General features: G+C 69.8%; 21 protein-coding genes and 1 pseudogene. 6 read left to right on the forward strand and 16 right to left on the reverse strand.

The window, feature by feature from the left end; genetic code table 11:
* Window positions 1-26 precede the first annotated feature (26 nt).
* From QE374_RS05695 to QE374_RS05715, 5 genes are all read right to left on the reverse strand, one after another.
* Window positions 27-992 carry an arsenic resistance protein gene (locus QE374_RS05695; protein WP_309732938.1) on the reverse strand — a complete coding sequence of 322 codons (966 nt, stop codon included), beginning with the start codon at window positions 990-992 and terminating at the stop codon, window positions 27-29.
* 67 nt (window positions 993-1,059) lie between these two features.
* Window positions 1,060-4,182 carry a lamin tail domain-containing protein gene (locus QE374_RS05700; protein WP_309732940.1) on the reverse strand — a complete coding sequence of 1,041 codons (3,123 nt, stop codon included), beginning with the start codon at window positions 4,180-4,182 and terminating at the stop codon, window positions 1,060-1,062.
* A gap of 119 nt (window positions 4,183-4,301) precedes the next feature.
* Complete coding sequence (locus QE374_RS05705; protein ID WP_309732942.1) at window positions 4,302-5,345, reverse strand: ABC transporter permease; 1,044 nt, start codon at window positions 5,343-5,345, stop codon at window positions 4,302-4,304.
* Window positions 5,342-6,289 carry an ABC transporter ATP-binding protein gene (locus QE374_RS05710; RefSeq protein WP_309732944.1) on the reverse strand — a complete coding sequence of 316 codons (948 nt, stop codon included), beginning with the start codon at window positions 6,287-6,289 and terminating at the stop codon, window positions 5,342-5,344. The genes QE374_RS05705 and QE374_RS05710 overlap by 4 nt, the downstream gene beginning before the upstream one ends.
* Window positions 6,290-6,338: 49 nt before the next feature.
* Window positions 6,339-7,325 (reverse strand): glycerophosphodiester phosphodiesterase family protein, encoded by a 987-nt coding sequence (locus QE374_RS05715; RefSeq protein ID WP_309732945.1) that lies wholly within the window; start codon window positions 7,323-7,325, stop codon window positions 6,339-6,341.
* 167 nt (window positions 7,326-7,492) lie between these two features.
* On the opposite strand from QE374_RS05715, the gene QE374_RS05720 reads away from it, so the two are divergent.
* On the forward strand, window positions 7,493-8,404 hold the full coding sequence (locus tag QE374_RS05720; protein WP_309732947.1) for a Bax inhibitor-1/YccA family protein: 912 nt from the start codon (window positions 7,493-7,495) through the stop codon (window positions 8,402-8,404).
* A gap of 257 nt (window positions 8,405-8,661) precedes the next feature.
* Here the strand turns inward: QE374_RS05720 and QE374_RS05725 are convergent, their stop codons facing one another.
* The 6 genes from QE374_RS05725 to QE374_RS05750 all read right to left on the reverse strand — a co-directional run bounded on the left by QE374_RS05725 (window position 8,662) and on the right by QE374_RS05750 (window position 14,857).
* A complete protein-coding gene (locus tag QE374_RS05725) occupies window positions 8,662-10,017 on the reverse strand; it encodes a glycosyltransferase (RefSeq protein ID WP_309732948.1) in 1,356 nt (451 codons plus the stop codon).
* A gap of 130 nt (window positions 10,018-10,147) precedes the next feature.
* A complete protein-coding gene (guaA, locus tag QE374_RS05730; protein WP_309732950.1) occupies window positions 10,148-11,728 on the reverse strand; it encodes a glutamine-hydrolyzing GMP synthase in 1,581 nt (526 codons plus the stop codon).
* Window positions 11,725-12,210, reverse strand: coding sequence for a DUF3817 domain-containing protein (locus QE374_RS05735; RefSeq protein ID WP_309732952.1), 486 nt, complete (start codon window positions 12,208-12,210; stop codon window positions 11,725-11,727). The genes guaA and QE374_RS05735 overlap by 4 nt, the downstream gene beginning before the upstream one ends.
* Before the next feature lie 47 nt (window positions 12,211-12,257).
* Window positions 12,258-13,082 carry an SURF1 family cytochrome oxidase biogenesis protein gene (locus QE374_RS05740; protein WP_309736632.1) on the reverse strand — a complete coding sequence of 275 codons (825 nt, stop codon included), beginning with the start codon at window positions 13,080-13,082 and terminating at the stop codon, window positions 12,258-12,260.
* Window positions 13,083-13,095: 13 nt separating this feature from the next.
* Window positions 13,096-14,211, reverse strand: coding sequence for a GuaB3 family IMP dehydrogenase-related protein (locus QE374_RS05745; RefSeq protein ID WP_309736634.1), 1,116 nt, complete (start codon window positions 14,209-14,211; stop codon window positions 13,096-13,098).
* A 34-nt stretch (window positions 14,212-14,245) separates the two neighbouring features.
* The gene (locus QE374_RS05750) at window positions 14,246-14,857 is read right to left on the reverse strand and encodes a TetR/AcrR family transcriptional regulator (protein ID WP_309732954.1); all 612 of its coding nucleotides are present in this window, start codon (window positions 14,855-14,857) and stop codon (window positions 14,246-14,248) included.
* A 79-nt stretch (window positions 14,858-14,936) separates the two neighbouring features.
* Here QE374_RS05750 and QE374_RS05755 point away from each other — a divergent pair, with 79 nt between their 5' ends.
* Window positions 14,937-16,367 carry a DHA2 family efflux MFS transporter permease subunit gene (locus tag QE374_RS05755; protein ID WP_309732955.1) on the forward strand — a complete coding sequence of 477 codons (1,431 nt, stop codon included), beginning with the start codon at window positions 14,937-14,939 and terminating at the stop codon, window positions 16,365-16,367.
* An 85-nt stretch (window positions 16,368-16,452) separates the two neighbouring features.
* On the opposite strand, the gene QE374_RS05760 is transcribed toward QE374_RS05755, so the two are convergent.
* Window positions 16,453-17,121 carry a TMEM175 family protein gene (locus tag QE374_RS05760; RefSeq protein WP_309732957.1) on the reverse strand — a complete coding sequence of 223 codons (669 nt, stop codon included), beginning with the start codon at window positions 17,119-17,121 and terminating at the stop codon, window positions 16,453-16,455.
* Between the two features lie 70 nt (window positions 17,122-17,191).
* Window positions 17,192-18,694 (reverse strand): IMP dehydrogenase, encoded by a 1,503-nt coding sequence (gene guaB / locus QE374_RS05765; protein ID WP_309732959.1) that lies wholly within the window; start codon window positions 18,692-18,694, stop codon window positions 17,192-17,194.
* A gap of 393 nt (window positions 18,695-19,087) precedes the next feature.
* Here guaB and QE374_RS05770 point away from each other — a divergent pair, with 393 nt between their 5' ends.
* From QE374_RS05770 to QE374_RS05785, 4 genes and pseudogenes are all read left to right on the forward strand, one after another.
* Window positions 19,088-20,455, forward strand: coding sequence for a branched-chain amino acid ABC transporter permease (locus QE374_RS05770; RefSeq protein WP_309732961.1), 1,368 nt, complete (start codon window positions 19,088-19,090; stop codon window positions 20,453-20,455).
* A 3-nt stretch (window positions 20,456-20,458) separates the two neighbouring features.
* On the forward strand, window positions 20,459-21,442 hold the full coding sequence (locus tag QE374_RS05775) for a branched-chain amino acid ABC transporter permease (RefSeq protein ID WP_309732963.1): 984 nt from the start codon (window positions 20,459-20,461) through the stop codon (window positions 21,440-21,442).
* Window positions 21,435-22,445 carry an ABC transporter ATP-binding protein gene (locus QE374_RS05780; protein WP_309732965.1) on the forward strand — a complete coding sequence of 337 codons (1,011 nt, stop codon included), beginning with the start codon at window positions 21,435-21,437 and terminating at the stop codon, window positions 22,443-22,445. Before QE374_RS05775 ends, QE374_RS05780 begins: the two co-directional genes overlap by 8 nt.
* Window positions 22,442-23,191: pseudogene (locus QE374_RS05785) on the forward strand (ABC transporter ATP-binding protein); the annotation flags it as partial. The gene QE374_RS05780 and the pseudogene QE374_RS05785, both read left to right, overlap by 4 nt.
* A 713-nt stretch (window positions 23,192-23,904) precedes the next feature.
* On the opposite strand, the gene QE374_RS05790 reads toward QE374_RS05785, so the two are convergent.
* From QE374_RS05790 to groES, 3 genes are all read right to left on the reverse strand, one after another.
* Complete coding sequence (locus QE374_RS05790) at window positions 23,905-25,218, reverse strand: ABC transporter substrate-binding protein (RefSeq protein ID WP_309732967.1); 1,314 nt, start codon at window positions 25,216-25,218, stop codon at window positions 23,905-23,907.
* A gap of 159 nt (window positions 25,219-25,377) precedes the next feature.
* Window positions 25,378-26,331, reverse strand: a complete 954-nt coding sequence (gene rarD, locus QE374_RS05795; protein WP_309732968.1) for an EamA family transporter RarD — start codon at window positions 26,329-26,331, stop codon at window positions 25,378-25,380.
* Between the two features lie 92 nt (window positions 26,332-26,423).
* Window positions 26,424-26,720, reverse strand: coding sequence for a co-chaperone GroES (groES, locus tag QE374_RS05800; protein ID WP_047543013.1), 297 nt, complete (start codon window positions 26,718-26,720; stop codon window positions 26,424-26,426).
* Window positions 26,721-26,758: the final 38 nt, after the last annotated feature.

Genomic DNA, 26,758 nt, shown 5'->3' on the forward strand with positions numbered 1-26,758 from the left:
CGACGACCGTGCGAAATCCGTCGCGGTCAGCGCGCGCGAACCACCCGCGGCCGGAACAGCGCCACGAGGACGACCATCACGACGAGCTCGACGAGGGTCTGCGTGACGACGACCAGCGGCGCGAGCGACAGGGATGCGGGCAGCGCCAACGCGAGCGGAAGGACCACGAGGGAGTTGCGGGTCACTCCGCTGAACATCGTCGCGATCCCCTCGGGACGCCGCATGCGCGCGGTCTTCGCCACGAGCAGCCCCAGGACCGCGGCGGTGGCGGCGAACGCGGCGAACAGGGGCACGAGGGCGGCGAGATCGGCGAGGCGCTCCCCCACCGCATGCACCTGCGAACCCACGACGACCGCGAGCACGAGCATCATCAGCGGCACCATCGCCCCGAGCACACCGGTCTCGAGGATGCGGAGCGGGCGGAGGCGACGCGCGAGCAACTGGGTGGCAGCGGCAAGCGCGAGCGGCAGGACGATGAGCAGCACGAACGCCTCGACGAACGGACCGGGTTCGATCCCGCCGACGAGCTCGGGGCCCGCCATGACCCAGAGATAGCCCGGCAGCAGCACGAGTTGCGCGAGCATGAGCAGCGGCGTCGCCGCGAGCAGACGTTCCCGCGCCCCGCCGGCCAGGTGGGCGAAGACGATCACGTAGTCGACGCAGGGTGTCAGCAGCACGAGCAGCACGCCCGCGAGCAGGGCGGCCTCGTGCGCCACGACGCGCGACAGGGCGAAGACGACGATCGGCACGAGCACGAAGTTCAGCACGAGTACCGCGGCGAGGAAGCGTCCGTCGCGCAGCGCCTGCCCGATGCGCGCGAACGGCACCGCGAGGAACGTGGCGTACAGGAGCACCCCCAGCGCGGGGGTGATGGCCGCTTCGAGCGCCGGGGCGATCGCGGGCGCCGTCAGCCCGACGACGACGCCGAGCGCGATGGCGGCCAGATAGAGCACGACCTGGTGCCGCTCCCCCCACGCCCGGACCGTCGCCATTCCTCTAGCCTGCCGCACGGCGACGGTCGCCCGGGTCACCGATCCACCGGGGCGACCGCGCCGAGATTCAGCTCACGCGACGACGCGGGCGCGCCAGGACCGCTCCCGCACCCAGCAGGGTGAGCAGCATCCCGGCGGCGAGCGCGCCGTACGGCATCTCGGTTCCGGTGACGGCGAGCGTGTTCTCGGCCACGACGCGCACGGGAGCCCAGCCGATCAGAGTGCCGTCCGCCGCGTAGACGACAAGGCGGTGGTCGCCGAGCGGCGCGTCGGCGGGGATGCGCGCGCGGACGTTGCCCGCCGCATCCACCGTGCCCGCGGCGATCCGCTGCGGCGTGGAGTACAGCCAGACCTCGATCGTGGCGCCCGCATGCTGGGCGCCCAGCGACACGGTCACCATCGCGCCGCGCTCGACGCGCTCCGGGGCGCTCACGACGCCACGGTTGGCGGGCGAGAGCGCGCCACCGGGGAGAGGCGTGACGCCGGCGCTCGGCGAGCCGCCACCCGTTCCCGGAAGACCCGGTTGCGTGCCCGGGCCACCCGGCTCGGTTCCGGGGTTGCCCGGCTCGGTCGGTTCAGTAGCGCCCGGGAGCGAACCCATGCGCAGCGCCTCGGCCGCGAATCCGTCGGCGAACCAGTACGCCGGACGCATGCCGCCCACGGTGAGGGATGCCGGGGCGGTGGCGAAGCCCTCGTTGTTCAGATCGGGCATGCCCGCCGGACGGGCCACGTGCGCCACCGACGGCGAAGCCGTCCCGTTGAGCGTGATCTGCGCCGCGGTGCCGCCGCATCCGTTGTCGCAGACGGCCCACAGCGCGCCGAGCACGGTGTCGTAGTCGAGCGCCATCACGCCCGGCAGGCCGGGGTCGATCGTCGCCACGAGGCGGGCCTCGCCCCCGGGCAGCAGCGCGAGCGCGTGCACGAGCCCGGTGTCCTCGACAGCCACGAAGAAGAGCCCGTCGCCGTGGCCGGGGTAGAGCGCGGGGTCGTAGGCGACACCTGTCGTGCTGACGAGGGCGCCCGCGAGGTCATCGTCCGACACCCACTCCACGGCCTCGAGCCCGACGTTCGCGGCCACGGCGCCCAGGCCCGGGACCACGTCGTTGAGCTCCCACTGCGCACTCGCGACCACATCCGGCCCGGGCGCTGCGGGATCGACCTGCAGGATCGTGTTGCGGTTCACGCCCTTGGCCGCGTTGTCGCGCTCGGAGGCGAGGAAGACCCGCCCCGATCCGTCGACTGTGATGCCCTCCGCATCGGGGCCTGCCTTCTCGGGCGAGCCTGCGTCCGCGATGAATCGCGCCCGCTTGCCGCCGTCCCAGCCGGGAGCGAACGATGTAGTGCCGTCGGCCGCGATCGCGAGCTTCCAGAACGTGCCGGTGCCGTTGTCGACGGCCCAGAGGTACGCGCCGTCCGGAGTTTCCTGAACGTCCAAACCGGAGCTGTCCTCGAGGAAGGTCGGTTCGGGATCCAGCACGCGGACCTCGGCGGAGCCGGGCCATACCCCGACAGGCAGCGCACCCGGGCAGAGATTCGCCGCACCCTTCGTGGCCTCGGATGTGGTGGCGAAGGCGCCTGTCGCATCGGGGCAGCGTCCCCAGGTCGTCGCGGCGTGCCCCGCTCCCCAGCTCGTCTCGTCGATGAGCGCTGCGCCGTCGAACAGGCGCACCCGGTCGCCGCTGCCCAGGCCGAAGCCGAGCTGATCGCGGTCGATCACGAGATACCCACCCGCAGCGATCGTGCTCCCTCCGGGCAGCGCATAGGCGTGGGCGTCATCGTCGTCCTTCACGACGATCCCGCTCACGTCGAGCGCCGCGCCCGTCGGGTTGACGAGCTCGATCCAGTCGTCGGGTGCACCGCCGTCCGACTCGACCTCGTTGATACGCACGGGGTTGCCGCACGCGTTGGGCAGGCCCTTCGTGGAGGTCGCGACGTCGATGAAGTCCCCGGTGGCCTCGGGGCAGCGGGCGAGCACACCGTCGGCGTGCGCGGCGTAGACATGCTCGTCGACCGTGAGCCCGCCCGAGTCCCGCAGCGTCACCGTGTCACCGTTGCCGAGTCCGAAGACGAAGTCGCGGCCGCCGTCGAAGACGAACCGTGCGCCCGCGGCGAGCACCGTCCCCGCAGGCAGCGGTGTCGCCTCACCGGCGTGGCCGACGGGGTCGTTGTCCATGACGCTCCAGCCCGAGATGTCGACCGGCGAAGCCGCATGGTTGATGATCTCGACCCAGTCGGTCGCGTCACCGTTCGACTCGATCTCGTTGATGGCCACATCCGGCATGACGCAGGAGTTGGACGCGCCTCGAGTCGGGTGCGCGAGCACGAAGTCGGCATCACCGCCGGCGCAGCGGGCGAGGGTCGCATCCGCTTCCGAGCCGTTCAGCGCGGCGTGTCCCTGCCAGGCCCCGGTGCGGTCGATGAGTGAACCGGCGGGGTCGAACAGGCGGATCTCGTCGGTGCTGCCGATCCCGATCGCGGTGCCGAAAGCCGCGGCACCGCTTCCAACGACACCGACGGTGTCCGCATCCACCACGACGAACTGTCCCGCCGCGATCACGGTTCCGGCGGCGAAACGCCAGCGGTGATCGTCGGAGTTGTCGCGCAGCTCATACCCCGAGATGTCGAGGGCCACCTCCCCAGGGTTGACGAGCTCCACCCAGTCGGCGGGCGAGGAGTCCACCTCGCTCAGTCGCACAGAGCCGGGGGTGACCGGCACCTCGACGTCGTTGGCGGCGCCCTTCGTCGGCTGCGCCGTGACACCCCACCCCGACGAGAGCACGCCGTAGGTGGTGGGCGCGTGGCTCGTCCATGCGCGTTCGTCGACGAGAGCGCCCGTCGCGTCGAACAGACGCACGGCGTCGTCCTTTCCGAGTCCGAAATCGAACTGGCCGACGCCTCCCTTCAGCTCGTCGATGACGAGAAACGCTCCGGGCGCGAGGCTCGTTCCCGCCGGGACCATCCAGACGTTCTCGTCTTTGTTGTCTTTCACGCTCCAGCCCTCGAGCTGGACAGCCGTCGAGCCGGCATTGAAGAACTCGATCCAGTCGCCCGGCGTTCCGCCGTCGGACTCGACCTCGTTGATACGGATGCCGGCATCGGCCGCGATAGCGGCGGAGGGCGCGGCGATCAGGGCGGTGGCTGCAACCGCGCAGACCGCGGCGACGGCGAGGAGTGGGGACAGGCGCGACATGGCTCTCCTGGGGCAGGGTGCGGGTCACCCCAGGTCATCGAGAACGGATGGCGCCAGGGCGCACGGTCGGCGACGGGCCGGTGAACGCAGGGTGTCCACTTACCCTCATCGCGCGTCGCTCAGGCGACGCGCGTGCCCGGAGGCAGCGACCGCGCCGGCGTCCGGGTGCGGCGGTAACCGCCCCAGAACAGCAGGCCCGCGACCACCAGCTGCACAGCGAGGCCGACGAACCAGCTGGGCGCGAGTCCCGCTGTCTGCTCCTCGGTGCTCGGGTAGGGCTGCTCCGGGTTCTCGCAGCCGTCGTTTCGCACCTCGGTCTCAGGCGGGATCTGCGCCAGCCGGACGCCCGAGGCGATCTGACCGAAGAGATCCTGCGTGTAGCCGTTGCGGTCGTAGACCGTCGGCGTCGCGTCGGCGATCACGACGAACGGGTTGGCGGCGAGAACCCACCACACGCGGTCGAAGCGCGGCACCTCGGTCGTGTAGGTCTCCCACGGGCTGCACGAGACGACCCCGCCGCTCATGTCGTACTCCATGCCCCATCGGGATGAGGTGGTCACCTCGGTGCGCGTGGAGATGCCGCCGAGGCCGAACACGATGAGCGTACCCACCACGAAGGTGGCCATGACCAGGTAGGTCGACGCCACGGAGAACAGGGGGCGCGCCAGAAGCGCGCTGAGTCCCACGCCGATCGCGGCGAAGATGCCGATCTCCAGGATCAGCACCAGCAGCGACACCGCGAGGGAGGCGGGCGCGACGCCGCCGGCGACCGTCGCGGCGATCAGGAATGGGACGGCGACGGCGAGGAACGCGAGACCGGTGATCCAGGCGGCGAGGAGCTTTCCGAACACGATCTCAGCCGTGGTGGCGCGCGTCACCTGGACGGCGGCGAGCGTCGCCGACTCCCGGTCGCCGTTCACGGCGTTGCCCGCGACCGTCGGCGCGACCAGCAGCACCAGGAGCATGACCATGTAGACGATGACCGAGTAGATCGCGCCGCCGGGACCGTCGGCGCCCGACCACATCCCGAAGGCCAGGAAGGAGAGGACGGTCACGCCGAGCAGGACGACGGCGAACACACCCAGCAGCACGTACCAGGCCACCGATCGCACCCGCTGGGTCAGCTCCAGGACGGTGATCGTCCACAGTCTCGACGCGCTCATGCGCACTCCTCCTCGGATGCGGGGCGATCGCTCACCGGGTCGGAGAGATCCATGAACGCCTGCTCGAGACGCCCGACGGCGGGAGCGAACTCGGTCACGGCGATGCCGGCATCCAGGATCGCCCGGAGTCCGTGGGCGGCGTCCGCCTCTCCGGCGAACCCGACGACGAAGGCGTCCCGGTCCCGGCCGATGTCCTGCGGGCGCCGCCCGAGCGCCGCGGCGAACGCGACGGGTGTCGGCGGCTCGCCCCACACCCGCAGTCGCCACGGACGCACCGCCGCCGACGCGCTCGGCGCGGCCACGGAGGTGCCGTCGCGGAGGAAGACGGCGTCGTCGACGAGTTCCTCGAGTTCGGCCAGGACGTGACTCGACACCAGCACGGTGCGCCCCGCGGCCGCGAAACCGCGTAACAGTCGGCGCAGGTCGATGCGCGCCTGCGGATCGAGTCCGGATGCCGGCTCGTCCAGGAGGAGCACCTGCGGGTCGTGCACCAGCGCTCGGGCGAGGCCGAGGCGCTGCTTCTGCCCGCGCGAGAGCACTCGGGCCGGTGCGCCCGCGAGCGGCCCGAGGCCGACGTGGTCGAGAAGGGCGTCGGCGCGCGGTCCTGCATCCGCCTTCGTCATTCCGTAGAGCCGGCCGGTCATGACGAGCGTCTCCCGCGCCGTCAGCGCGCCCCACGCGCCGAGCGCGTCCGGCATCCAGCCGAGAAGGCTCCGCGCTGCCGCGGGATCCTCGACGGGATCGATGCCGTGGATGCTGATCGTGCCGGAATCGGGGCGCAACAGCGACGCGAGCATGAGCAGCAGCGTGGTCTTGCCGGCGCCGTTCGGACCCACGAGGCCGGTGACGCGCCCCGGCTCCGCGACGAAGGTGGCGCCCCTCACCGCCTGCACGGCTCCGAAGGAACGGGTGACGTCACTCGCGACGATGCCGGTCGAGGTCATGCTCTGACACTAGGGGGCGGCCGAAGCCGCCCGCACGGGAAACTCTCGATCAGCGAAAGAACGCCACGCCGAGGTCGGCGTAATCGACGAAGACGCCGTCGAGCCTCGCCTGGCGCAGCAGCTCCCACTCGCCCTCGTAGTCGCCGAAACGCGCCGGTTCGCCGCCCACGCGGAACTGCCGCGACAGGAAACGGTTCTCCGGTCGGGCCGTCCAGGTGAACACCCGCAGGCCGCGCTGCTGCGCCTCGGCGACCACGGGCGCGGGGCGCGTGATGCGCCCCAGGGCGTTGGGCACGAGGATCAGCTTCTTGTCGAGGCTGATGCCGTCGAACCTGCCGACGAGCGCGTCGAGCCCCCGGGGCGACACGATGTCACGGTAGGTCGGCGCGTCGAGACCGCGCGAGACGAGGAGGTCGACGGGCGAGCCCTCGGCCTCGATCAGGTGGATGTAGGTGCCGGGCACGCCGCGTTCGCGGAGCGTGGTGAGCACGGTCGGCTCGAAGGACTCGAAGGTCAGCGGCGACCCCGCATCCAGCCACCCCGCCTGCTTGAGGTCGTGTTCGAGGAGCGGCACGAGATCGAGCCCGATCGACTGGAAGTAGGCGGCATGCTTGATCTCCAGCACGAGGCCGACCGGACGCGACGCGGCGCCGATGATCGCCAGCAGATCGACCAGCCGCAGGATCGGCTCCGTGTCGTCGTGTGTTGCGCTCTGCGCTCGGATGCGGGGCAGTCGCTCGCGGCAGCGCAGGGTGGACAATTCGTCCCACGTGAAGTCCTCGGTGAACCAGCCCGTCATCGAGTGACCGGCGAACTGCTTCGTTCGCTTGAGATGCGCGAACTCGGCCCGGTCGGCGACGTCCGTGGTGTCGGAGATCTCGTTCTCGTGCCGGATCACCAGCACGCCGTCCCGCGTGGCGACCACATCGGGCTCCAGCGCATCGACCCCCTGGGCGATGGCGAGTTCGTAGGACGAACGGGTGTGCTCGGGCAGATACCCGGGCGCACCGCGGTGGCCGATCACGAGAGGAGACATCGCGCCCAGGCTAATCGCATCCGCCCGCCTCGTATGCCGACGGGGACGTGCTCGTGCCCGGCTCAAAGTTCACTCACAGCGATACCCTCCCCACCCGCGGAAACACTGGGATATCGTGGGTCCTGCGGCACCGTGCCGCCACCTGACTCTGGAGTGTGACCCTGCCGATGGCTTCGTCCAACCCCGCGTTCAACAACCCTGCATTCCAGGACCCGCGTGCTGTGAAGAGCTACCCCGGTGGCTCGAACGCGGCGGGGATCGGTCTGACGCCGCCCCCCGCGTCGACGGTGACGCCCGGTCAGCAGGCCGGTCTGGAGGGTGCGTTCGCGGCCCCGCCGGCCGGCGCCGTCGACACCGGCCGCATGACGGTCGAGGACACCGTTCACAAGACGGCGGCGCTGTTCGCCGTCCTCCTGATCGGCGCCGTGGCCGGTTGGTTCGTCACCCTCGGCGGCACGCTCCTGCCGCGTGAGGCCACGACCCTGGTCGTCGCGCCGATGATCATCGGCGCCCTCGTCGGCTTCGTGCTCTCGCTCGTCGTGATCTTCGGCTCGCGCAAGAAGGTGCGCCCCGCGCTCATCTTCGCGTACGCCGCGTTCGAGGGAATCTTCGTCGGAGCGATCTCGGCGTTCTTCGAGGTGCAGTGGCCCGGCATCGTCATCCAGGCCACGCTCGCGACGGTCGCCGTCGTCGGTGTCACGCTGGCCCTCTTCGCGAGCGGCAAGATCCGCGCCTCCAAGCGCGCAACCAAGATCTTCCTCATCGCGATGGTCGGCTACCTCGTGTTCAGCCTGCTGAACGTCGTACTGATGCTCTTCGGCGTCTTCCCCGCCGGCCAGATGTTCGGCCTGCGCAGCCAGCTCATCTTCGGCGTTCCGCTCGGCCTGATCCTCGGCGTCTTCGTCGTGATCCTCGCCGCCTACTCGCTGGTGCTCGACTTCGACTCGATCCAGCAGGGCGTGCGCAACGGCGCTCCCCGCCAGTTCGCCTGGATGGGCGGCTTCGGCATCATGGTGACGGTCGTTTGGCTGTACCTCGAGATCCTGCGCATGATCGCGATCCTCCGAGGCAACAACTAGCGCTTCCGCGCATCGAAGGGCCGCCCCTCGGGGCGGCCCTTCGTCGTTGCCGGGCAGGGCTCCCTCACCCCCGCCCGCCCGGCCCGGCCGCCCCGGCCGGCTCGCCTGTCACAGATCGCGTCTCCCGCAGCGATCTGTGACAGGGGAACGGGCGATGACACGCCTCGCCTGTCACAGATCGCGCCGCGCGCGTCGATCTGTGACAGGCGAGGCGGGGTGCGGGAGCCCGCGGAGGGCGCCGCGACAGCCGGGACGGGTCAGTGCGGGGCGAGGATGCGGCGGACGAGGGCGGCGAGGGCGTCGCGGATGCGAGCGGGGGCGAAGTCCGCGGCACGGCGGAGCGCGACCCGCGCCGCCTCCTCGCGCGCGTCCGGGCTCTGCAGCAGTTCGACGACCGCATCCGCGAACGCATCCTCCTCGCCGTCCGGCACGAGAACGCCGCCGCCGGTGCCGAGCTGGTCACGCGGACCGTACCGCACGTCGTACGAGACCACGGCGACGCCGCGGCTCATGGCCTCGAGCGCCGCGAGGCCCTGCCCTTCGAACGCCGTCGTCTGCACCATGAGCGCCGCACCGTCGAACAGTGCCGGACCCGCATCGCTGCGCCCCTCGAGCGTGACGGATGCGGCCAGGCCGCACTCATCGATCAGACGCTGCAGATCGTCGCGCAGAGCCCCGTCCCCCCAGATCTCGAGCCGGGCCTCCGGGACGGCGGCGACCACGCGGCGCCATGCCCGGATCGCGTGATCGATGCGTTTGCCCGGCGCGAGACGGCCGAGCATGACGACGCGGTGCGGGTCCACCGGAGCCGGCTCGTCGACGACGGGAGGCGCCGCGTTCGGCAGCACGGTCGCCCCCGGATGCGCGCCGAAGCGCTCTTCGGCGTCGGCGCGCTGCTGCTCGGTCGGCCACAGGACGGCGTCGAAGCGATCCGCGACGGCGAACCACCGGCGCCAGAGGTCGTTGACCGGCGCATCCGGACCGTAGGGCGGGGAGAGGTGCGTGGTGTGGATCGTGTGCACGATCCTCACACCGTGCGGCGGATCCTCCGCGAGCAGTTCGCCGAGCTGGCGTGACTCGCAGAACAGGACGATCGGCTGCGTGAGCCCGGCGACCACGTGGGCGAGCCACGCGCGGTACAGGCCGCCGAAGCCCGGCAGGATGCGGTCGCCCCCGGGTGCGTGCACGACGACCGCCGCCTGCGTGAGGTGCCAGTCGGGGTCTGCGGAGATCACCGGCAGCGCGAGCAGCGGCCGGCCCGCCGCATCCGGGATCTCGCGGTACTCGACACCGGGCGTGGGCGCGCCCGGTGTCGCGGCGGCGATCAGCCAAGCGGGATCGGCCGCGGCGTCGTCGAAGAGGTTGCGGAACGCAGCGACGGATTCGGCGGCACCGGCGGTGACGAACGCCTCCCGGTGGGCCGCGTGGTCGGTCGGCGCTCCCGGGTCGACGCTGAGCAGGCGGACCCGGGCCCCCGCGTCGGCGAGGAGCCGCGCCCGCTGGAGCGTCGCGACCGTGTAGCCGCCGTCGAGGCCGGGGATGAGCCGCGACGTCAGCACGAGCGCGGTCACGCCCGCGAGCGGTACCGCGTCACCCCCGAGCGCCTCGTTCACCGCCCGAACGCCCCGAACAGCCTGTTCGAGGGACCCGAAACGCGCGCGAAACCGCGTTCGGGTCGCATCCCGCGTCCCTCGAACAAGGGGGTGCGGGGCGCTGAAGCGGAGCCGATGACCGGCCCCGAACTCACTCCCACTCGATGGTCCCCGGGGGCTTAGAGGTGACGTCGAGAACGACGCGGTTCACGTCGCGCACCTCGTTCGTGATCCGGTTCGAGATCTTCGACAGGACGTCGTACGGCAGACGCGTCCAGTCGGCCGTCATGGCGTCTTCGCTGGAGACGGGACGCAGGACGATCGGATGCCCGTAGGTGCGTCCGTCACCCTGCACGCCGACCGAGCGCACGTCCGCGAGCAGCACGACCGGGCACTGCCAGATCTCGCCGTCCAGACCCGCCTTGGTCAGCTCCGCACGCGCGATGGCGTCGGCGTCCCGCAGAATCTCGAGGCGGTCAGCGGTGACCTCACCCACGATGCGGATGCCGAGGCCGGGGCCCGGAAAGGGCTGGCGCGCAACGATCGCCTCGGGGAGCCCGAGGTCGCGGCCGATCTGGCGCACCTCGTCCTTGAACAGGGTGCGCAGCGGCTCGATGAGTTCGAACTGCAGGTCTTCCGGCAGGCCGCCCACGTTGTGGTGGCTCTTGATGTTGGCTGTGCCCGCGCCGCCGCCCGACTCCACGACGTCGGGGTAGAGCGTGCCCTGCACGAGGAAGCGGATCGGCTCACCGTCGGCGGCCGCCTCGGCGACGAGCTCGCGCTCGGCCGCCTCGAACGCGCGGATGAACTCGCGCCCGATGATCTTCCGCTTCTGCTCGGGGTCGCTCACGCCCTCGAGGGCGGAGAGGAACTGCTCGCGCGCATCGATGGTGATCAGACGCACACCCGTCGAGGCGACGTAGTCGTTCTCGACCTGCTCCCGCTCGCCCTTTCGCAGCAGTCCGTGGTCGACGAAGATCGCGGTGAGCTTGTCGCCCACAGCCTTGTGCACGAGCGCGGTCGACACGGCGGAGTCGACACCGCCGGACAGCGCCGAGATGACCCGGCCCTCGCCGACCTGCGCCCGGATCTTCTCGACCTGCTCGGCGATGACGTTGCCGCTGTTCCAGTCGGCGCCCAGGCCCGCGGCCTTGTGGAGGAAGTTCTCGAGCACGGTCTGGCCGTAGTCGGAGTGCTTGACCTCGGGATGCCACTGCACGCCGTAGAAACGACGCGCGTCGTTCGCGAAGGCGGCGACCGGCGTCGCCGCGGTGCGGGCGAGCACGTCGAAGCCCTCGGGCGCACGGGAGACCTGGTCGCCATGGCTCATCCAGACGTTCTGCTCGGCCGGGGTGCCGTCGAGCAGCGTTCCCTCGGTGACGATCGTCGCGTCGGTCGCGCCGTACTCGCGCAGCCCCGTGTTCGCGACCTCGCCGCCGAGCGCCTGCGCCATGACCTGGAAGCCGTAGCAGATGCCGAGCGTGGGGACGCCGAGATCGAAGACCTCTGTGTCCAGCGCCGGCGCGCCGTCCTCGTACACCGACGAGGGTCCGCCGGAGAGGATGATGCCGACCGGGTTCTTCGCCGCGATGTCGGCGGCGGACGCGGTGTGCGGCACGATCTCGCTGTAGACGCCGGCTTCGCGCACGCGGCGGGCGATCAACTGCGCGTACTGGGCGCCGAAGTCGACGACCAGGACGGGACGCTGGGAGGTATCGGTCTGCTCGGTCAACGGCTGCTCTCTGTCGCGTCGGCGGATGCGGGAGGGGCCTCGGCGGCTTCACGGACCGCGAGGTAGCGCTTGACGTCACGGGCGACGATCGCCTCCATGACGAAGGAGAGGAAGGGCACGACTCCGCCCGCGGCGAGCAGCAGCAGACGCCACAGCGGCCACCGCATGAGGCTCCACACGCGGAAGCAGGCGATGAGGTAGACGACGTAGAACCAGCCGTGCACGATGAGGATGCCGAGCGACAGGTTGATGCCGTCGCCGGTGGAGATCAAATCGCCCTCGGGGCCCGGCACGACCGGCGCGAACCACAGGAATCCGCCCGACCCGCCCAGGAACAGCTCGACGGCGAGCGACGGCGTGTACTTGAGGATCATCTCGGTGACCAGCAGAAGCAGGCCGACGCCGGTGATCACGGAGCAGATCTGGTAGAACCGCAGCGCCTTGCGGATCGCCGGGAAGGTGGCGAGTTTCGGTGCGGGCATGGACCCAGTCTAGTCGGGCGGCAGAGCGCTCGCCCGAGCCCGAAGGCTTAGGCGTCGACGACCTGGGCGTCCTCGAGTTCCTCGAGTTCCTTCTCCCACGCATCCTTCGCGAGGCGGTACCAGAGGTAGAAGGCGAAGCCGGCGAAGATCACCCATTCGGCGGCGTAGAAGATGTTGAGCCAGTTGACGGAGGATCCCGCATCCGGCGCCGGCGAATCGATGTCGGCGAGGCCGCCCATCGGGTCGTCGGCCACGACGAACTGACGGTAGACGTCCGCGTCGCCGATGTCCTGCCAGCGGCTCAGCAACGCGGCGGGCGACATCCGTGTGATCTCCCACGGATCGCTCTTCGGCGGCGGCACGGGGCCCTCGTCTGCGACGATCCGCCCTGTCAGCGTCACGAGCTCGTTCGGGTCGGTGCTCTGCGAGAGCGCCTCGGCAACCGCGTTCGCGTCGTCCTTCGATGCGGACCAGCCGACGGCGACCGCCAGCGACGCATCCGGGTCGACGGCGCGCAGGTGCGCGGTGACCCAGTATCCCTCGACGCCGCCGTTGTATCGCGAGGCGACGACGATGAAGTCGCTGGGCACGATCGTGCCGCTGACCTCGACGCGCTGACCGATGAGCGGATCGGTCAGGTACTCGCCCGGAACCGCGACCTCCGTGATCGGCATGACCTGCTCGGTCGCGCCCTCCTCTCGCGGAGCCGTGTCGATCGCTCGCGCGAGCTGCCACTGGCCCAGCCACGCGAACACCGCGGCGACCGCCAGACACAGCAAGAGCATCGCGATCCACCGACCGCGCAGCATGACCTCGCGCAAGGTGGGCGGGAAGACCTCGGGTAGGTCGTCGGATGCGGGGGAACTCACGATGGGACGGCCGGCCTCAGCGTCCGTAGGGGGCGACGACGACCTCGACCCGCTGGAACTCCTTGAGGTCGGAGTATCCCGTCGTGGCCATCGACTTGCGCAGCGCCCCGATGAGGTTCGCGGTGCCGTCGGCGACCGGCGCCGGCCCGTAGAGCACCTCTTCGAGCGAGGCCACCTGGTCGACCTTGACGCGGTTGCCGCGCGGGAGCTTCGGGTGGTGGGCCTCGGGGCCCCAGTGGAAGCCCTGGCCCGGCGCATCCGTCGCCCGGGCGAGGGCGACACCGAGCATGACGGCGTCAGCACCCATGGCGAGCGCCTTGACGATGTCTCCCGACGTGCCCACTCCGCCGTCGGCGATCACGTGGACGTAGCGACCGCCGGACTCGTCCAAATAGTCGCGGCGAGCGCCGGCAACGTCGGAGACCGCGGTGGCCATCGGAGCGTGGATGCCGAGCGTCGCACGCGTGGTGGACGCCGCTCCCCCGCCGAAACCGACCAGCACGCCCGCCGCGCCCGTGCGCATCAGGTGCAGCGCTGCGGTGTACGTGGCCGCTCCGCCGACGATGACGGGGACGTCGAGGTCGTAGATGAACTTCTTGAGGTTCAGCGGCTGGTCGACGGAGGACACATGCTCCGCCGAAACGGTCGTGCCGCGGATGACGAAGAGGTCGACGCCCGCGGCGACGACGGTCTCGTAGAGGTCTTGCGTGCGCTGCGGCGTCAGCGAGCCCGCCACCGTCACGCCCGCGGCGCGGATCTCCGCGAGACGGTCGCGGACGAGCTCGGGCTTGATCGGCTCGGCGTAGAGCTCCTGCATCCGGCGCGTCGCGTCGACGGAGGAGAGCGTCGCGATCTCGGCCAGCAGGGGCTCCGGGTCGTCGTAGCGCGTCCACAGACCCTCGAGATCGAGCACGCCGAGCCCGCCGAGCTGACCGAGCATGATCGCGGTGCGCGGGCTCACCACGGAGTCCATGGGCGCACCGAGCACGGGGATGTCGAAGGAGAACGCGTCGATCGTCCAGGAGGTCGAGACGTCCTCCGGGTTGCGCGTACGACGCGAGGGGACCACGGCGATGTCGTCGAAGGTGTACGCGCGCCGGGCCCGCTTGGCGCGGCCGATCTCGTTGTCCATGCTCACCCCACCAGCCTAGCTGCCACTTCGGGCCTCACCACGGCTCGTCCACGCGCGGGGCGAGGGCGAGCACGGTCGCCTTCTCCGTCGGGAAGCAGGCGCCGAACAGGTCGGTGATCCGCGGGTCGACCTCGGCCGCATCGGCGAGTCGGAGGCCGATCATCGTGTTCAGCATCATCCCCTGCGCGAGGAACGCCTGCGCCCGCTCCCCCGGGAAGCCGAGGTCGCGCAGGTACGTCCACACGCGCGCGAAGCCGTCGCGCGCCCGCGGACCGATGACCGGGTGGGAGCCGAGCAGGAACGCGTGCGAGAGGGTCTGATGCAGGCCCCGCACGCTGAGCAGGCCGATGTACTCGTGCCCCATGCGGGCTTCGATCTCATCGTCCAGGCCCGGGCCGGCCGCCCGCTCGAAGGCCTCGAACAACAGCCGGAGCGTCTCGTCCAGCGCGGCGAGGAACAGCTGCTCCTTCGTTCCGAACAGCCGCACGACGTAGGGCTGGGAGACGTCCGCCGCGCGCGCGATGTCATCCGTCGTCGTGCCGACGTACCCCTTGGCGCCGAACACGGCGATCGCCGCCGTGAGGATCAGGGCCCGGCGCTCGTCCGAACTCAGGCGCTTCTTCGACGTCATCGTTCCGGAGGCCATGTTGACATGTTATCAGTCGATAACTACAGTCGCCTCAGCTTAGTAATCATTCGATTACAACCAGAAAGGACGACCCTCCATGTCGAGTCCCGCACGCCCGTTCGCTCTCGTCGTCGCCGCGACATCGCTCCCGATGTTCATGGCGACGCTCGACAACCTCGTCATGACCAATGCCCTGCCCGTCCTGCATACCGAGCTCGGCGCGAGCGTCGAGCAGCTGCAGTGGTTCGTCAACGCATACACGCTCGCGTTCGCCTCGACGATCCTGCTCGCCGCCGCCCTCGGCGACCGGCTCGGCCGGCGGTCCGTCTTCCTCGTCGGCATCGCGGTCTTCGGCATCGGGTCGGTGCTTGCGGCCCTCAGCACCGACCCCGCGCAGCTCATCGTCGCGCGAGCCGTCCAGGGCTTCGGCGGAGCGGGCGTGCTCCCCCTCTCCCTCGCCCTGCTCTCCGGCGGAGTACCCCCGGAGCGCCGCCCGCTCGCCATCGGCATCTGGGGCGGGGTCTCCGGGCTCGGCGTCGCCGTGGGACCGCTCGTGGGCGGCGCCGTCATGGAGGGCTGGAACTGGCAGGCCATCTTCTGGCTCAACGTGCCCGTCGCGATCGTCGCGATCCCGCTCGCCCTCTCCGCGCTCCGCAACGACCGCGGCGAGCGCGCCCGCATCGACGTCGTCGGCACCCTCGTGTCGGGCGTGGGGGTACTCGCTCTCGTTCACGCGATCGTCCGCGGCAACGACGACGGATGGGGCTCCGCATCCGTCGTCGCCGAGATCGCCGCCGCCGCCGCCCTCATCGTGTTCTTCCTCGTCTGGCAGTCGCGCGTGAAGGCCCCGCTCATGCCCCTCCGGCTGTATCGCGACCGCTCGTTCACCCTCACGAACGTCGTGGGCTTCGCGTTCAGCTTCGGCACCTTCGGGGCGGTCTTCCTCCTCATCCAGTACCTGCAGGTCGTGCAGGGGTCCTCGCCCCTCGAGGCCGCGCTGCAGACGACGCCGTGGACCATCGCGCCGATGTTCGTGGCGCCGCTCGCGGGCGTGTTCTCCGGGCGCATCGGCACGCGGGCGCTCATGGTCGCGGGGCTCGCCTTCCAGGCGCTGGCCCTCGCGTGGATCGCCGCGATGCTCTCCACCTCGCTCGACTACCCCTCGCTCATCGCCCCGTTCCTGCTCGCCGGGATCGGCATGGGACTCGTCTTCGCCCCCTCCGCGACGGCACTGCTCGCCACCCTCGGACTCGTCGATCACGCCAAGGCCTCCGGGGTGAACTCGACGCTTCGCGAGATCGGCGTGGCGCTGGGAACCGCCGTCATGACCGCGATCTTCGTGGGCGCGGGCGGCCAGCTCCTGCCCGACGCATACGTGGATGCGGCCCGGCCCGCGGTCTACGTCGGGGCCGCCGTGCTGGTGGTCGCCGCCGTCGCGGCCCTCTGGCTGCCGGCCGGTCGCACGCCCCGCCCCGCCACCGGCGCCGCCTCCGCATCCGCTCGCGCTGAGGTCGGCGCCGGCGTCTGAACGCGGACCGAACTCCTGCAGAACCTGTCTCTCCGGCATCCGGATCCGGGAGACCGGGCGCTCCTGCAGGAGTTCGGTCGCGTCATCACGCGGCGGCGGTGTCGTCCTTCGGCGGCGGGCCGCCTTCCGCCGTGGTGCGCGAACGCGACAGGAGACGGGTGAGGGGCCCGTCGAGCAGGAACAGCAGGAAGGCGAGCGAGCCGGCCAGCGGACTGAGGGCGACGACACCCGCCGAGATGATCAGGGCGCTCAACGCACCGCCGCCCTGCGCCCGGGCTTCGCCCAGGCCAAGCCCGGGCATCGACCGCTCGTGGGTGCGCATCGCCCACGCCCACTGTGCCCAGCTGCATCCGATGGCCAGGAAGAAGTTGATCGGCAGCATCATGCGCCCGAGCACGAGATCGCTGAACTCGTTGTTGATCGTCGAAGTGAACGGAACCAGCACGATGAAGAACAGCCGCGCCGCGTTGATCCACGTGCCGAGCGCGTCGATGCGGGAGATGTGCTCGAACTGCTCGACGTGCGCCCGCCACATCAGGCTCAGGATGAGGAAGCTGACCAGAAAGGTGAAGAACGGCTGCGACATGCCGACCAGCGCCGCCCAGAGGTCGGCGTCGGAGCGTACCCCCTCGAACGTGCGGGCGGTGAGATCCAGCACCAGCAGCGTCGCCGCGATCGCGAACACACCGTCGGTGTAGGCCTCGAGCCGCCGTGTCGAGACGGTCGCCTCGGGGTGCTGACGTCGCCGGATCACGAGCGTCAGCGTAGCCCCGGGACGCAGAACGCCGCACCCCGTCGGGATGCGGCGTTCCGAGCGCTCTCGGTCAGCGCTTGTAGTTGGGGGCCTCCACCACGATCTGCACGTCGTGAGGGTGCGATTCCTTGAGTCCCGCCGGAGTGATCCGCACGAAGCGGCCCTTCGCCTTGAGCTCCTCGACGGTGCGCGCACCGACGTAGAACATCGACTGCCGCAGGCCTCCCACGAGCTGATAGGCCACCGCGGAGAGCGGACCACGGTAGGCGACCTGCCCTTCGATGCCCTCGGGGATCAGCTTGTCGTCGTTCGGGACATCGGCCTGGAAGTAGCGGTCCTTGGAATAGGAGGTCTTCTTGCCGCGCGTCTGCAGCGCGCCCAGCGAGCCCATGCCGCGGTACAGCTTGAACTGCTTGCCGCCCTGGAAGACGATCTCGCCCGGCGACTCGTCGGTGCCGGCCAGGAGCGAGCCCAGCATCACGGTGTCCGCGCCCGCGACGAGCGCCTTCGCGATGTCGCCCGAGTACTGCAGACCGCCGTCGGCGATCACGGGCACACCGGCCTCCCGAGCCGCCTGGAAGGCCTCCCAGATCGCCGTCACCTGCGGCACGCCGACGCCCGCGACGATGCGGGTCGTGCAGATCGAGCCCGGACCGACGCCGACCTTGACCGCATCCACGCCGGCGTCGATCAGCGCCTGCGCGCCCTCGCGCGTCGCGACGTTGCCGCCGATCACGTCGATGTCCGCGAAGGACGGGTCGGCCTTGATGCGGCGCACCATGTCGATGACGCCGGCGGACTGTCCGTTGGCGGTGTCGACGACGAGCACGTCGACACCCGCGTCGCGCAGCGCCTCGGCGCGCTCCCAGGCATCTCCGAAGAAGCCGATGGCGGCACCCACGCGCAGGCGACCCTGGTCGTCCTTCGTGGCGAGCGGGTACTTCTCGCTCTTGTCGAAGTCCTTGATCGTGATGAGGCCCGCGAGCTTGCCCTCCTCATCGATGAGGGGCAGCTTCTCGACACGGTGCTTCGCGAACGCCGCGATCACATCGCCAGCGCTGACGCCGACCGGTGCGGTGATGAGGTTCTCGCTCGTCATCACGTCGCGCACGTAGGTCGTGCGGCGCTCGAAGCCGGAGACGAAGCGCATGTCGCGGTTCGTGATGATGCCGACGAGGTGGCCCTCCTCGTCGATGACGGGCAGACCCGAGATGCGGTACTGCGCGCAGAGGGCGTCGACCTCTTCGACCGTGGCGTCGGGGGTCGTGGTGACCGGATCGGAGATCATGCCCGACTCGCTGCGCTTGACGCGGTCGACCATCGCGGCCTGGTCCGCGATCGAGGCGTTGCGGTGCAGGATGCCGAGGCCGCCCTCCCGGGCGATCGCGATCGCCATGCGCGCCTCGGTGACGGTGTCCATCGCGGCCGAGATCAGCGGCGTGGCCACCGTGATGCGGCGGGTCACGCGCGATGACGTGTCGGCCTCGCTCGGGATGACATCGGTGTGCCCGGGAAGCAGCAGGATGTCGTCATAGGTCAGTCCGACGAAGCCGAACGGGTCGTGGTTTTCCATCGCGCTCTCCTCCCCCGCCGGCACTCGCGGATGCGGCGGGTCGCCTTAGACGTCAGACGCGGGAGCAGGCCTCGAACCCCTGCCGATCACGGCCAGAGCGAGGGTTTCCCGTCGTCTGTCGATTGTAAGCGGCCACGGATGCGGATTGTTCCCGCACCCCTTATCGCGCGCACGCCCGCGGGCTGCGGCGTATCCACAGGGTCGGGCGACGACGGGAGAGCCGATTGCGGATTACGTAGGCTCAGATGGCACCCGGTGACGGAATCCGTCGATGAGGCGATCGTGGCCGGGGCGTGTCCTCGCTGAAACACGACGGACACAATACGCTCGTAGCGTCGTCGTCATTGCCGATGCCGACCGCATCCTGGGTGCGTGTCCCCGACTGGAGGTTCCGTGGTTTCCACCACTGCGACCGAGAGACGATCCCTACCCGGGATACTTCTCCTCTTCGCCGCGCTCATCGTCGCGCTGCTGACCTTTATCCCTACCGCGGCCCACGCCGAGGCCACCGACGACGAGAGCGCGATGCAGACCGAGGTCTGCGCCCCCAGCGCCACCGTCGGCTGTCTCACCGGCACGCTGCGCGACGCCGGCAAGGGAGTCGTGGTCTCTGCCACGGGCCCCGGCGGCACCGTCTCCACCGAGACCGACGACGACGGCCGGTGGTCGCTGAGCGTCGAGCAGCCCGGTGAGTACTCGGTCACGGTCGACGCCGACACGCTCCCCGAGGGCGTCACCCTGAGAAGCGACGAGCCGCAGGTTCGAACCGTGACGCTCGGCGCCAACACCGCCGCGCTGTTCTCGCTCGAGAGCTCGGGCGGCGACACCGGCAACGGCGGCGGCAGCTCCGGCGGCGCGTCGAGCGCGGACACCGGATTCAACTGGGACCGCCTCGCTCAGCAGGCCGCATCCGGCCTCCGACTCGGACTGCTCCTCGCGCTCGCAGCCGTGGGACTCTCGCTGATCTACGGCACGACAGGCATCTCGAACTTCGCGCACGGTGAACTCGTGACTCTCGGCGGCCTGCTCGCCTTCGTCTTCGCGAACTTGCTGGGGCTGAACATCTGGCTCGCCGGCATCATCGTCATCGTGCTGTGCGCCGCGTTCGGATACACGCAGGATCTCGCGATCTGGAAGCCGCTGCGCAAGAAGAGACTCTCGCTGACGCAGCTCATGATCGTGACGATCGGCATGTCGCTGGCACTGCAGTACGTGTTCCAGTTCTTCATCGGCGCATCCACCGTGCGCATCGTCATGGCCAACCCGAAGCCGGTGCAGATCGGGCCGGTCTCGCTCAGCCAGGACTCGCTGATCGCGATGGGCATCGCCGTCGTCGTCCTCGTCGCGGTCGGCCTCTTCCTGGTCAAGACCCGCGTCGGACGCGCGACCCGCGCCGTGAGCGACAACCCGGCGCTGGCCGCCGCATCCGGCATCAACGTCGACGGGGTGATCCGCCTGATCTGGACCGCATCCGCGGCGCTGGCGGGCCTCGCCGGCATCCTGCTCGGTCTCGTTCTCAACGGCATCAACTGGATGACGGGCATGCAGCTGCTGCTTCTGCTCTTCTCCGCGGTGACCCTCGGCGGTCTCGGGACCGCCTTCGGCGCCCTCTTCGGCGCCCTCATCATCGGCATGACGGTCGAGTTGACGAACATCTGGCTGCCGGGCGACTTCAAGTACGCGACCGCCCTGCTGCTGCTGATCCTGCTGCTGCTGGTGCGACCTCAGGGTCTGTTCGGTCGCAAGGAACGGGTGGGCTGACACATGGAATTCCTGAACCTGCTCACCCAGATGGCGGCAAGCGCCATCTCGCCCGCCACGGCCGCCTTCGCCATCGCCGCGATCGGCCTGAACATCCACTTCGGCTACACGGGCCTGCTCAACATGGGTCAGGCCGGCTTCATGCTGCTGGGCGCCTACGGCTTCGCCGTGTCGATCGGCGCAGGCCTCGGATTCTGGCCGTCGCTGCTGATCTCGATCATCGTGGTCGTCATCTTCAGCCTCATCCTCGGTATCCCGACACTGAAGCTGCGCGGCGACTACCTCGCCATCGTGACGATCTCGGCCGCCGAGATCGTGCGCATGGTCGGACGCTCCTCGATCATGGGGCCCCTCACGGGCGGCTCGAACGGTCTTCCCGGCGCGACCTACCGCGATCCCTTCAACGAGCTGTCGTTCCTCCCGGACGGCTCGACCACCATCCTCTGGTTCACGTACGAGAACAACGGCGTGAGCGGATGGTGGATCCGTCTCGTGGCGTGGGCACTCGTCGCGGTCTTCCTCGTCCTGGTGTGGCTGCTCATGCGCAGCCCGTGGGGCCGTGTGCTCAAGGGCATCCGCGAAGACGAGGATGCGGTGCGCAGCCTCGGCAAGAGCGCCTACTCCTACAAGATGCAGGCGCTCGTGCTCGGCGGCGTGCTCGGCGCCTTCGCCGGCATCATCTACGTCCTGCCGTCCTCCGTCCAGCCGGACGCGCTGGGACGCTCGACGACGTTCTTCATCTGGACCGCGCTCCTGCTGGGCGGCGCCGCGACCATCTTCGGACCCGTGCTGGGCTCGATCCTGTTCTTCGCGGTACGCATCTTCATCCAGGGGATCACCGACATCGTCGTGCCGGACTCGATCATGTCCACCCAGCAGACCGATCAGTTCTCGTGGATCGTGATCGGCATCGCGCTGATGCTCCTGGTGATCTTCCGACCACAGGGCATCCTCGGCAGCAAGAAGGAGCTGAGCTTCAATGTCTGAGCCGATCACGGCGGCCCAGGCGGCCGCACAGGAGAGCCTGTCTCACGTCGCGCAGACGCCCGGCGCACCCAAGCCCGACCCCATCCTGGTCGTCGACAACATCATCCGCCGCTTCGGCGGCATGACGGCGGTCGACGTCGATCACCTCGAGGTCCAGCGCGGCGCGATCACGGCGCTCATCGGCCCCAACGGCGCGGGCAAGACGACGTTCTTCAACCTCATCACCGGCTTCGACAAGCCGACGAGCGCGAAGCGCGCCTTCGGCGGCCCGCCGGCCGACAAGGCGGCCAGATGGTCGTTCGACGGACGCACGCTGGGCAGCACCGCCGCATCCAAGGTCGCCCGCAGCGGCATGGTGCGCACCTTCCAGCTCACGAAGGCGCTCTCGCGCATGACGGTGCTCGACAACATGCTGCTCGGCGCGCGCGACCAGCCCGGCGAGAACATGGCCGTCGCCCTCATCCCCGCGCTCTGGCGCAAGCGGGAGAAGGAGATCATCGAGAAGGCGATGGATCTCCTGCAGCGCTTCAAGCTGTACGAGAAGCGGGAAGACCTCGCGGGCTCCCTCTCAGGCGGGCAGAAGAAGCTGCTCGAGATGGCGCGTGCGCTCATGAGCGACCCGAAGATGATCATGCTCGACGAGCCCATGGCAGGGGTGAACCCGGCGCTCACGCAGTCGCTGCTCGGCCACATCCAGGCCCTGCGCGACGACGGCACGACGGTGCTGTTCGTCGAGCACGACATGCACATGGTGCGCCACATCTCCGACTGGGTCGTCGTGATGGCACAGGGCGCCATCGTCGCCGAGGGACCCGCGGGCGAGGTCATGAACCAGCAGGCGGTCGTCGATGCCTACCTCGGTGCGCACCACGACACCGACCTCGGTGACGACTCGCTGCTGGACACCTCGGTCATCCAACAGCTCGAAGCCGAGGCGGAGGCCGCGGACGCGGCCGCCGAGCGGCAGATCGACGAGGCGCTCGGAAAGGAGCACCGTTCATGACGAACGCGACCGAACCGGTCCTCGTCGCGAAGGACCTGCACGCCGGCTACCTTCCGGGGGTCAACATCCTCAACGGCGTGAACATCGTCGCCCACCCGGGCGAGCTCATCGGCATCATCGGCCCCAACGGCGCCGGCAAGTCGACATTCCTCAAGGCGGTGTTCGGCCAGGTCTCGATCCGTGGCGGCTCCGTCACGCTGAAGGGCACCGACATCACCGGCTGGAAGCCCAACAAGCTCGTCTCGACCGGCGTGGGCTTCGTGCCGCAGACGAACAACGTGTTCCCCTCGCTGACGATCGAGGAGAACCTGCAGATGGGCATCTACCAGAAGCCGCGCAAGTTCCGGGAGCAGCTCGACAAGATCTTCGAGATCTTCCCCGTGCTCGCCGACCGTCGCGATCAGCGTGCCGGCTCCCTGTCCGGCGGCGAGCGCCAGTCCGTCGCGATGGCGCGCGCGCTCATGATGGACCCGTCCGTGCTGCTGCTCGACGAGCCCTCGGCGGGCCTGTCGCCCGTCCGGCAGGACGAGACCTTCATCCGTACCCGCCGCATCAACAAGGCGGGCGTGAGCGTGATCATGGTCGAGCAGAACGCGCGCCGCTGCCTGCAGATCTGCGACCGCGCCTACGTGCTCGACCAGGGACGCGACGCGTACACGGGCACCGGACGCGAGCTCGCCAACGACCCGAAGGTCATCCAGCTCTACCTCGGCACGCTCGCAGCCGATGTGGATGCGGACAAGTCGGCACCCGCATCCGCCGGCGCCCCGGTCCCGCCCGCGACCGAGGAGCCGGCTCCCGCGGGCACGGTGACCCCGGACGAGCAGGTTCCGACGTCGGTGACGGCCGGCTCGAGCGCGGCGGAGGACCTCCCGCCGGGAGCCGAGCCCATGTCGGACCCGGGTGTGGAGCCCGACGCCGGCAAGGCCTGAGACCCCACGCGGCGCCGCACGCCGCCGGAACGCTCCGAAGGGGGCGGATGCAGCCGCATCCGCCCCCTTCCCTTTTCCTGCACCCCCGCGCCCTCGCGCCCCACTCCGCCCCGTCCCCGCTCCGCCTCGGGACGACGAGACGAGTCCCTCCGACACACACCCCGCGAGTTCAAGGGACCCGAAACGCGACCCGAACGCCCACGAAGCCGCAACACGCGCCCCTCGAACACTCGGCCCCGAGGTTCAAGGGACGCGAAACGCAGGCGGGACGCGGGCGGGGCCGGGCGAGTCCGGGCGGGTATCGGACGCACGGAGCGGCAGCGGCGAGGCCCCGGAGCAACACCCCGGGTCCCTCGAACACGGACCTCGCACGCTCGAAGGACCGACGCGCGGGACGGAAGGACCCGGCAACCGGGACGGGCTGTGCCGCGAGGGGCGTCGACGGGGATGAAGAGGGCGGGTCCGCCCGCGGACGCACGAACGCCCCCGGGCGGACCCGGGGGCGTTCGTGGGGATGAGCAGTCAGATCAAGACTTGCCCTCGACAGCGCTCTGCCAGACGGGCTTGTTGTCACCGTCGAACTTGTAGATGCCGATGAAGGCGCTCGAGGGGTCGTTCTTGTCGTTGAACGGTCCCGTGCCGGCGACACCCGTGTAGTGGATGTCCTTACCGCCGGCGATGAGCTCCTTGCAGTCCGCGTACGTCGAGCACTCCTCGCCACCCGTCGCACCCGACACCGCGGCCAGGTTCGCCTGGATGGTGGCGGGGTCCGTCGCGCCGCCCTTCAGGGCCGCGAGGGCCGAGAGGATGACGGCGTCGTACGACTCAGCCGAGTAGGAGTAGTCGTCCAGGGCCGAACCCTCGACCGCCTCGTGCCACGCGGACGCCTTCTTCTTGAAGTCGTCGGCGGGGTTGGCGCCGGGGATCGTGCCCTGCGCACCCTCGAGCGTTCCGGCCTCGAAGTCCTTCGAGAAGTCCGACGTGTTGCCGTCCGTGTAGTAGGTGCGGGACATGTCCCAGCCCTGCGACACGAGCTCGGGGATGATCGCCTTGGTCTCATCGAACGCGATGATCACGATCGCGTCGGGGTTGGTGGCCAAAGCCGCCGTCACCTCGGACGAGAACGTGGTCTGACCGGGAGGGAACTCCTGGCCCGCGCCCTTGGCGCCGTACGTGACCGATCCACCCGCGCCGGTGACCGTCTCCTCGATCACGTCGCGCAGGCCCGTGCCGTACGCGTCGTTGAAGACGAGGAACGCGATGTTCGCGTTGCCGTCGCTCGTGATGAGCTGACCCAGCGCGGAACCCTGCACCGTGTCCGGCGGAGCGGTGCGGAAGTAGAAGGGCGAGTAGCCCGAGAGCGTGGCCGCCGTGTTCGCGGGCGAGATCTGCACGATCGGGCTCGCGCTCTTGGTGAGCTTGTCGACGACGTTCAGCGACACCGAGGAGGATGCGGCGCCGATCACGATCGAGACCTTCGCGTTGATGAGCTCGTCGGCCGAGGCGGAGGAGACGGTCATGTCGTTGCTGTCACCGGAGTCGGTCCAGAACGTACATGCCTTGTCTCCTGCGGCGACGATGTCGTCGACAGCCAGGCCGACACCGGCGATCTCGGGCGGGCCGAGGAACGCCAGGGTTCCCGTGGTGGGCAGCAGGGTGCCGACCTTGAGGATGTCAGCGCTCGTGGTGCCGTCGGCGCAGTTCTGTGCCGTGTAGTCGCCACCTGCGTCTGAGCTGCCGGAGGGCGCTGCTTCGCCCCCGCCGGCACACCCGACGAGCGCAAGCGCCGAGACGCCCGCGAGGGCGGTCGCGGCAAACCACGCCTTCTTGGAGTGAACCATCTGGTTCCGTCCTTTCACTCTTCAATGCGCGACCTGGACGCCGCGTTGCGCCAGAAGCTAGCCGCGCATTGTTACGAGTGTGTTGTAGGCGCGCGTCGCGCACAGTCCTCGCACTCTTTCGCGACGAAATCGTTATGAATCGCGCCGCTTTTCGACGCATTACGTCAAATCGGCCACGTCCGACGGAGCGTTCTGCAATCCTGCCCCCTTGCGCGCGCGGCGCGAGGCGATGATCGAATCCGCACTCAGCAGGATGAGAGCGGCCCACACGAGCGCGAAGCCCGCCCACCGCCCCGCCGTCATCGGCTCGCCCAGTACCCACCATCCGATGAGGAACTGCAGCACCGGCGCGACGAACTGGACGATCCCGAGCAGCGTCAGGGGCGCCCGGCGCGCCCCCGCGGCGAACAGCAGCAGGGGAACCGCCGTCACGACCCCCGCGAGCGCCAGGGCCACCGTGGTGCCCGCCCCGGCGGAGGCGAAGCCCAGCCCGGTCGTCACAGCCACCACGACGAGTTGCACGACGGCGAGAGGGGTCAGCCAGAGAGATTCCAGGGTGAGCCCGCTGACCGCATCCACGGACGGGCCGATCTTCTTCTTCACGAGTCCGTAGAAACCGAACGAGAACGCGAGGATGAGGGCGATCCAGGGCACCGCTCCGTAGCCGACGACGATCACCACGACCGCCGCGGTGGCGAGCCCGATCGCGACCCACTGCGTCGGGCGCAACCGCTCGCGCAGCACGATCACACCCAGCAGGACGGTGACGATCGGATTGATGAAGTAGCCGAGGCTCGTCTCGATGACGTGGCCGCTCAGGGTGCCGATGAGATAGGTCTGCCAGTTGACGTAGATCAGGATGCCGGCGAGAACGGTGAGGGCGACGAGCCGGCCCTGGCGCAGGATCGCCGCCAGGCGCCGCCACGAACGCGTCACCGCGATCAGGAGCGCGCAGAACACCAGCGACAGCAGGATGCGCCACGCCACGATCTCGAACGCGCCCACGGGCGCCAGCAGCAGGAAGTACAGCGGCAGCACGCCCCACAGCAGATATGCGGAGAAGGCGTACAGGCCGCCGGTGAGGCTCTGCTCGGTGGGGGTGCGCGGATTCACCGATCCAGCCTAGGACCGCGGGCACGGGGTGAGGCGCGCCCGAAACGGACGAAGCCCCCGGCCGAACGGCCGGGGGCTTCGAGCAGGCGATGTCAGCGGACGACGACCGCGAGCACGTCGCGCGCGGAGAGCACGAGGTACTCGTCGGCACCGAACTTGACCTCGGTGCCGCCGTACTTGCTGTAGATCACGCGGTCGCCGACGGCGACGTCGAGCGGGACACGGTTGCCGTTGTCGTCGATGCGGCCGGGGCCCACGGCCACGACCTCGCCCTCCTGGGGCTTCTCCTTGGCGGTGTCGGGGATGACCAGGCCACTAGCGGTGGTCTGCTCGGCCTCGACCTGCTGGATGACGATGCGGTCCTCGAGCGGCTTGATGGAAACCGACACGGTCTACCTCTTCTTTCTCGCTTCGTGAAACGGAAGAC

Source organism: Microbacterium sp. SORGH_AS_0428, from assembly GCF_031453615.1.
GTDB lineage: Bacteria > Actinomycetota > Actinomycetes > Actinomycetales > Microbacteriaceae > Microbacterium.

Excerpts from the sequence above, each read along its gene's own strand:
- QE374_RS05695 (WP_309732938.1), bottom strand. The coding sequence starts at position 992 with ATGGCGACGGTCCGGGCGTGGGGGGAGCGGCACCAGGTCGTGCTCTAT.
- QE374_RS05700 (WP_309732940.1), bottom strand. The coding sequence starts at position 4,182 with ATGTCGCGCCTGTCCCCACTCCTCGCCGTCGCCGCGGTCTGCGCGGTT.
- QE374_RS05705 (WP_309732942.1), bottom strand. The coding sequence starts at position 5,345 with ATGAGCGCGTCGAGACTGTGGACGATCACCGTCCTGGAGCTGACCCAG.
- QE374_RS05710 (WP_309732944.1), bottom strand. The coding sequence starts at position 6,289 with ATGACCTCGACCGGCATCGTCGCGAGTGACGTCACCCGTTCCTTCGGA.
- QE374_RS05715 (WP_309732945.1), bottom strand. The coding sequence starts at position 7,325 with ATGTCTCCTCTCGTGATCGGCCACCGCGGTGCGCCCGGGTATCTGCCC.
- QE374_RS05720 (WP_309732947.1), top strand. The coding sequence starts at position 7,493 with ATGGCTTCGTCCAACCCCGCGTTCAACAACCCTGCATTCCAGGACCCG.
- QE374_RS05735 (WP_309732952.1), bottom strand. The coding sequence starts at position 12,210 with ATGCCCGCACCGAAACTCGCCACCTTCCCGGCGATCCGCAAGGCGCTG.
- QE374_RS05745 (WP_309736634.1), bottom strand. The coding sequence starts at position 14,211 with ATGGACAACGAGATCGGCCGCGCCAAGCGGGCCCGGCGCGCGTACACC.
- QE374_RS05750 (WP_309732954.1), bottom strand. The coding sequence starts at position 14,857 with ATGGCCTCCGGAACGATGACGTCGAAGAAGCGCCTGAGTTCGGACGAG.
- QE374_RS05755 (WP_309732955.1), top strand. The coding sequence starts at position 14,937 with ATGTCGAGTCCCGCACGCCCGTTCGCTCTCGTCGTCGCCGCGACATCG.
- guaB (WP_309732959.1), bottom strand. The coding sequence starts at position 18,694 with ATGGAAAACCACGACCCGTTCGGCTTCGTCGGACTGACCTATGACGAC.
- QE374_RS05775 (WP_309732963.1), top strand. The coding sequence starts at position 20,459 with ATGGAATTCCTGAACCTGCTCACCCAGATGGCGGCAAGCGCCATCTCG.
- QE374_RS05780 (WP_309732965.1), top strand. The coding sequence starts at position 21,435 with ATGTCTGAGCCGATCACGGCGGCCCAGGCGGCCGCACAGGAGAGCCTG.
- QE374_RS05790 (WP_309732967.1), bottom strand. The coding sequence starts at position 25,218 with ATGGTTCACTCCAAGAAGGCGTGGTTTGCCGCGACCGCCCTCGCGGGC.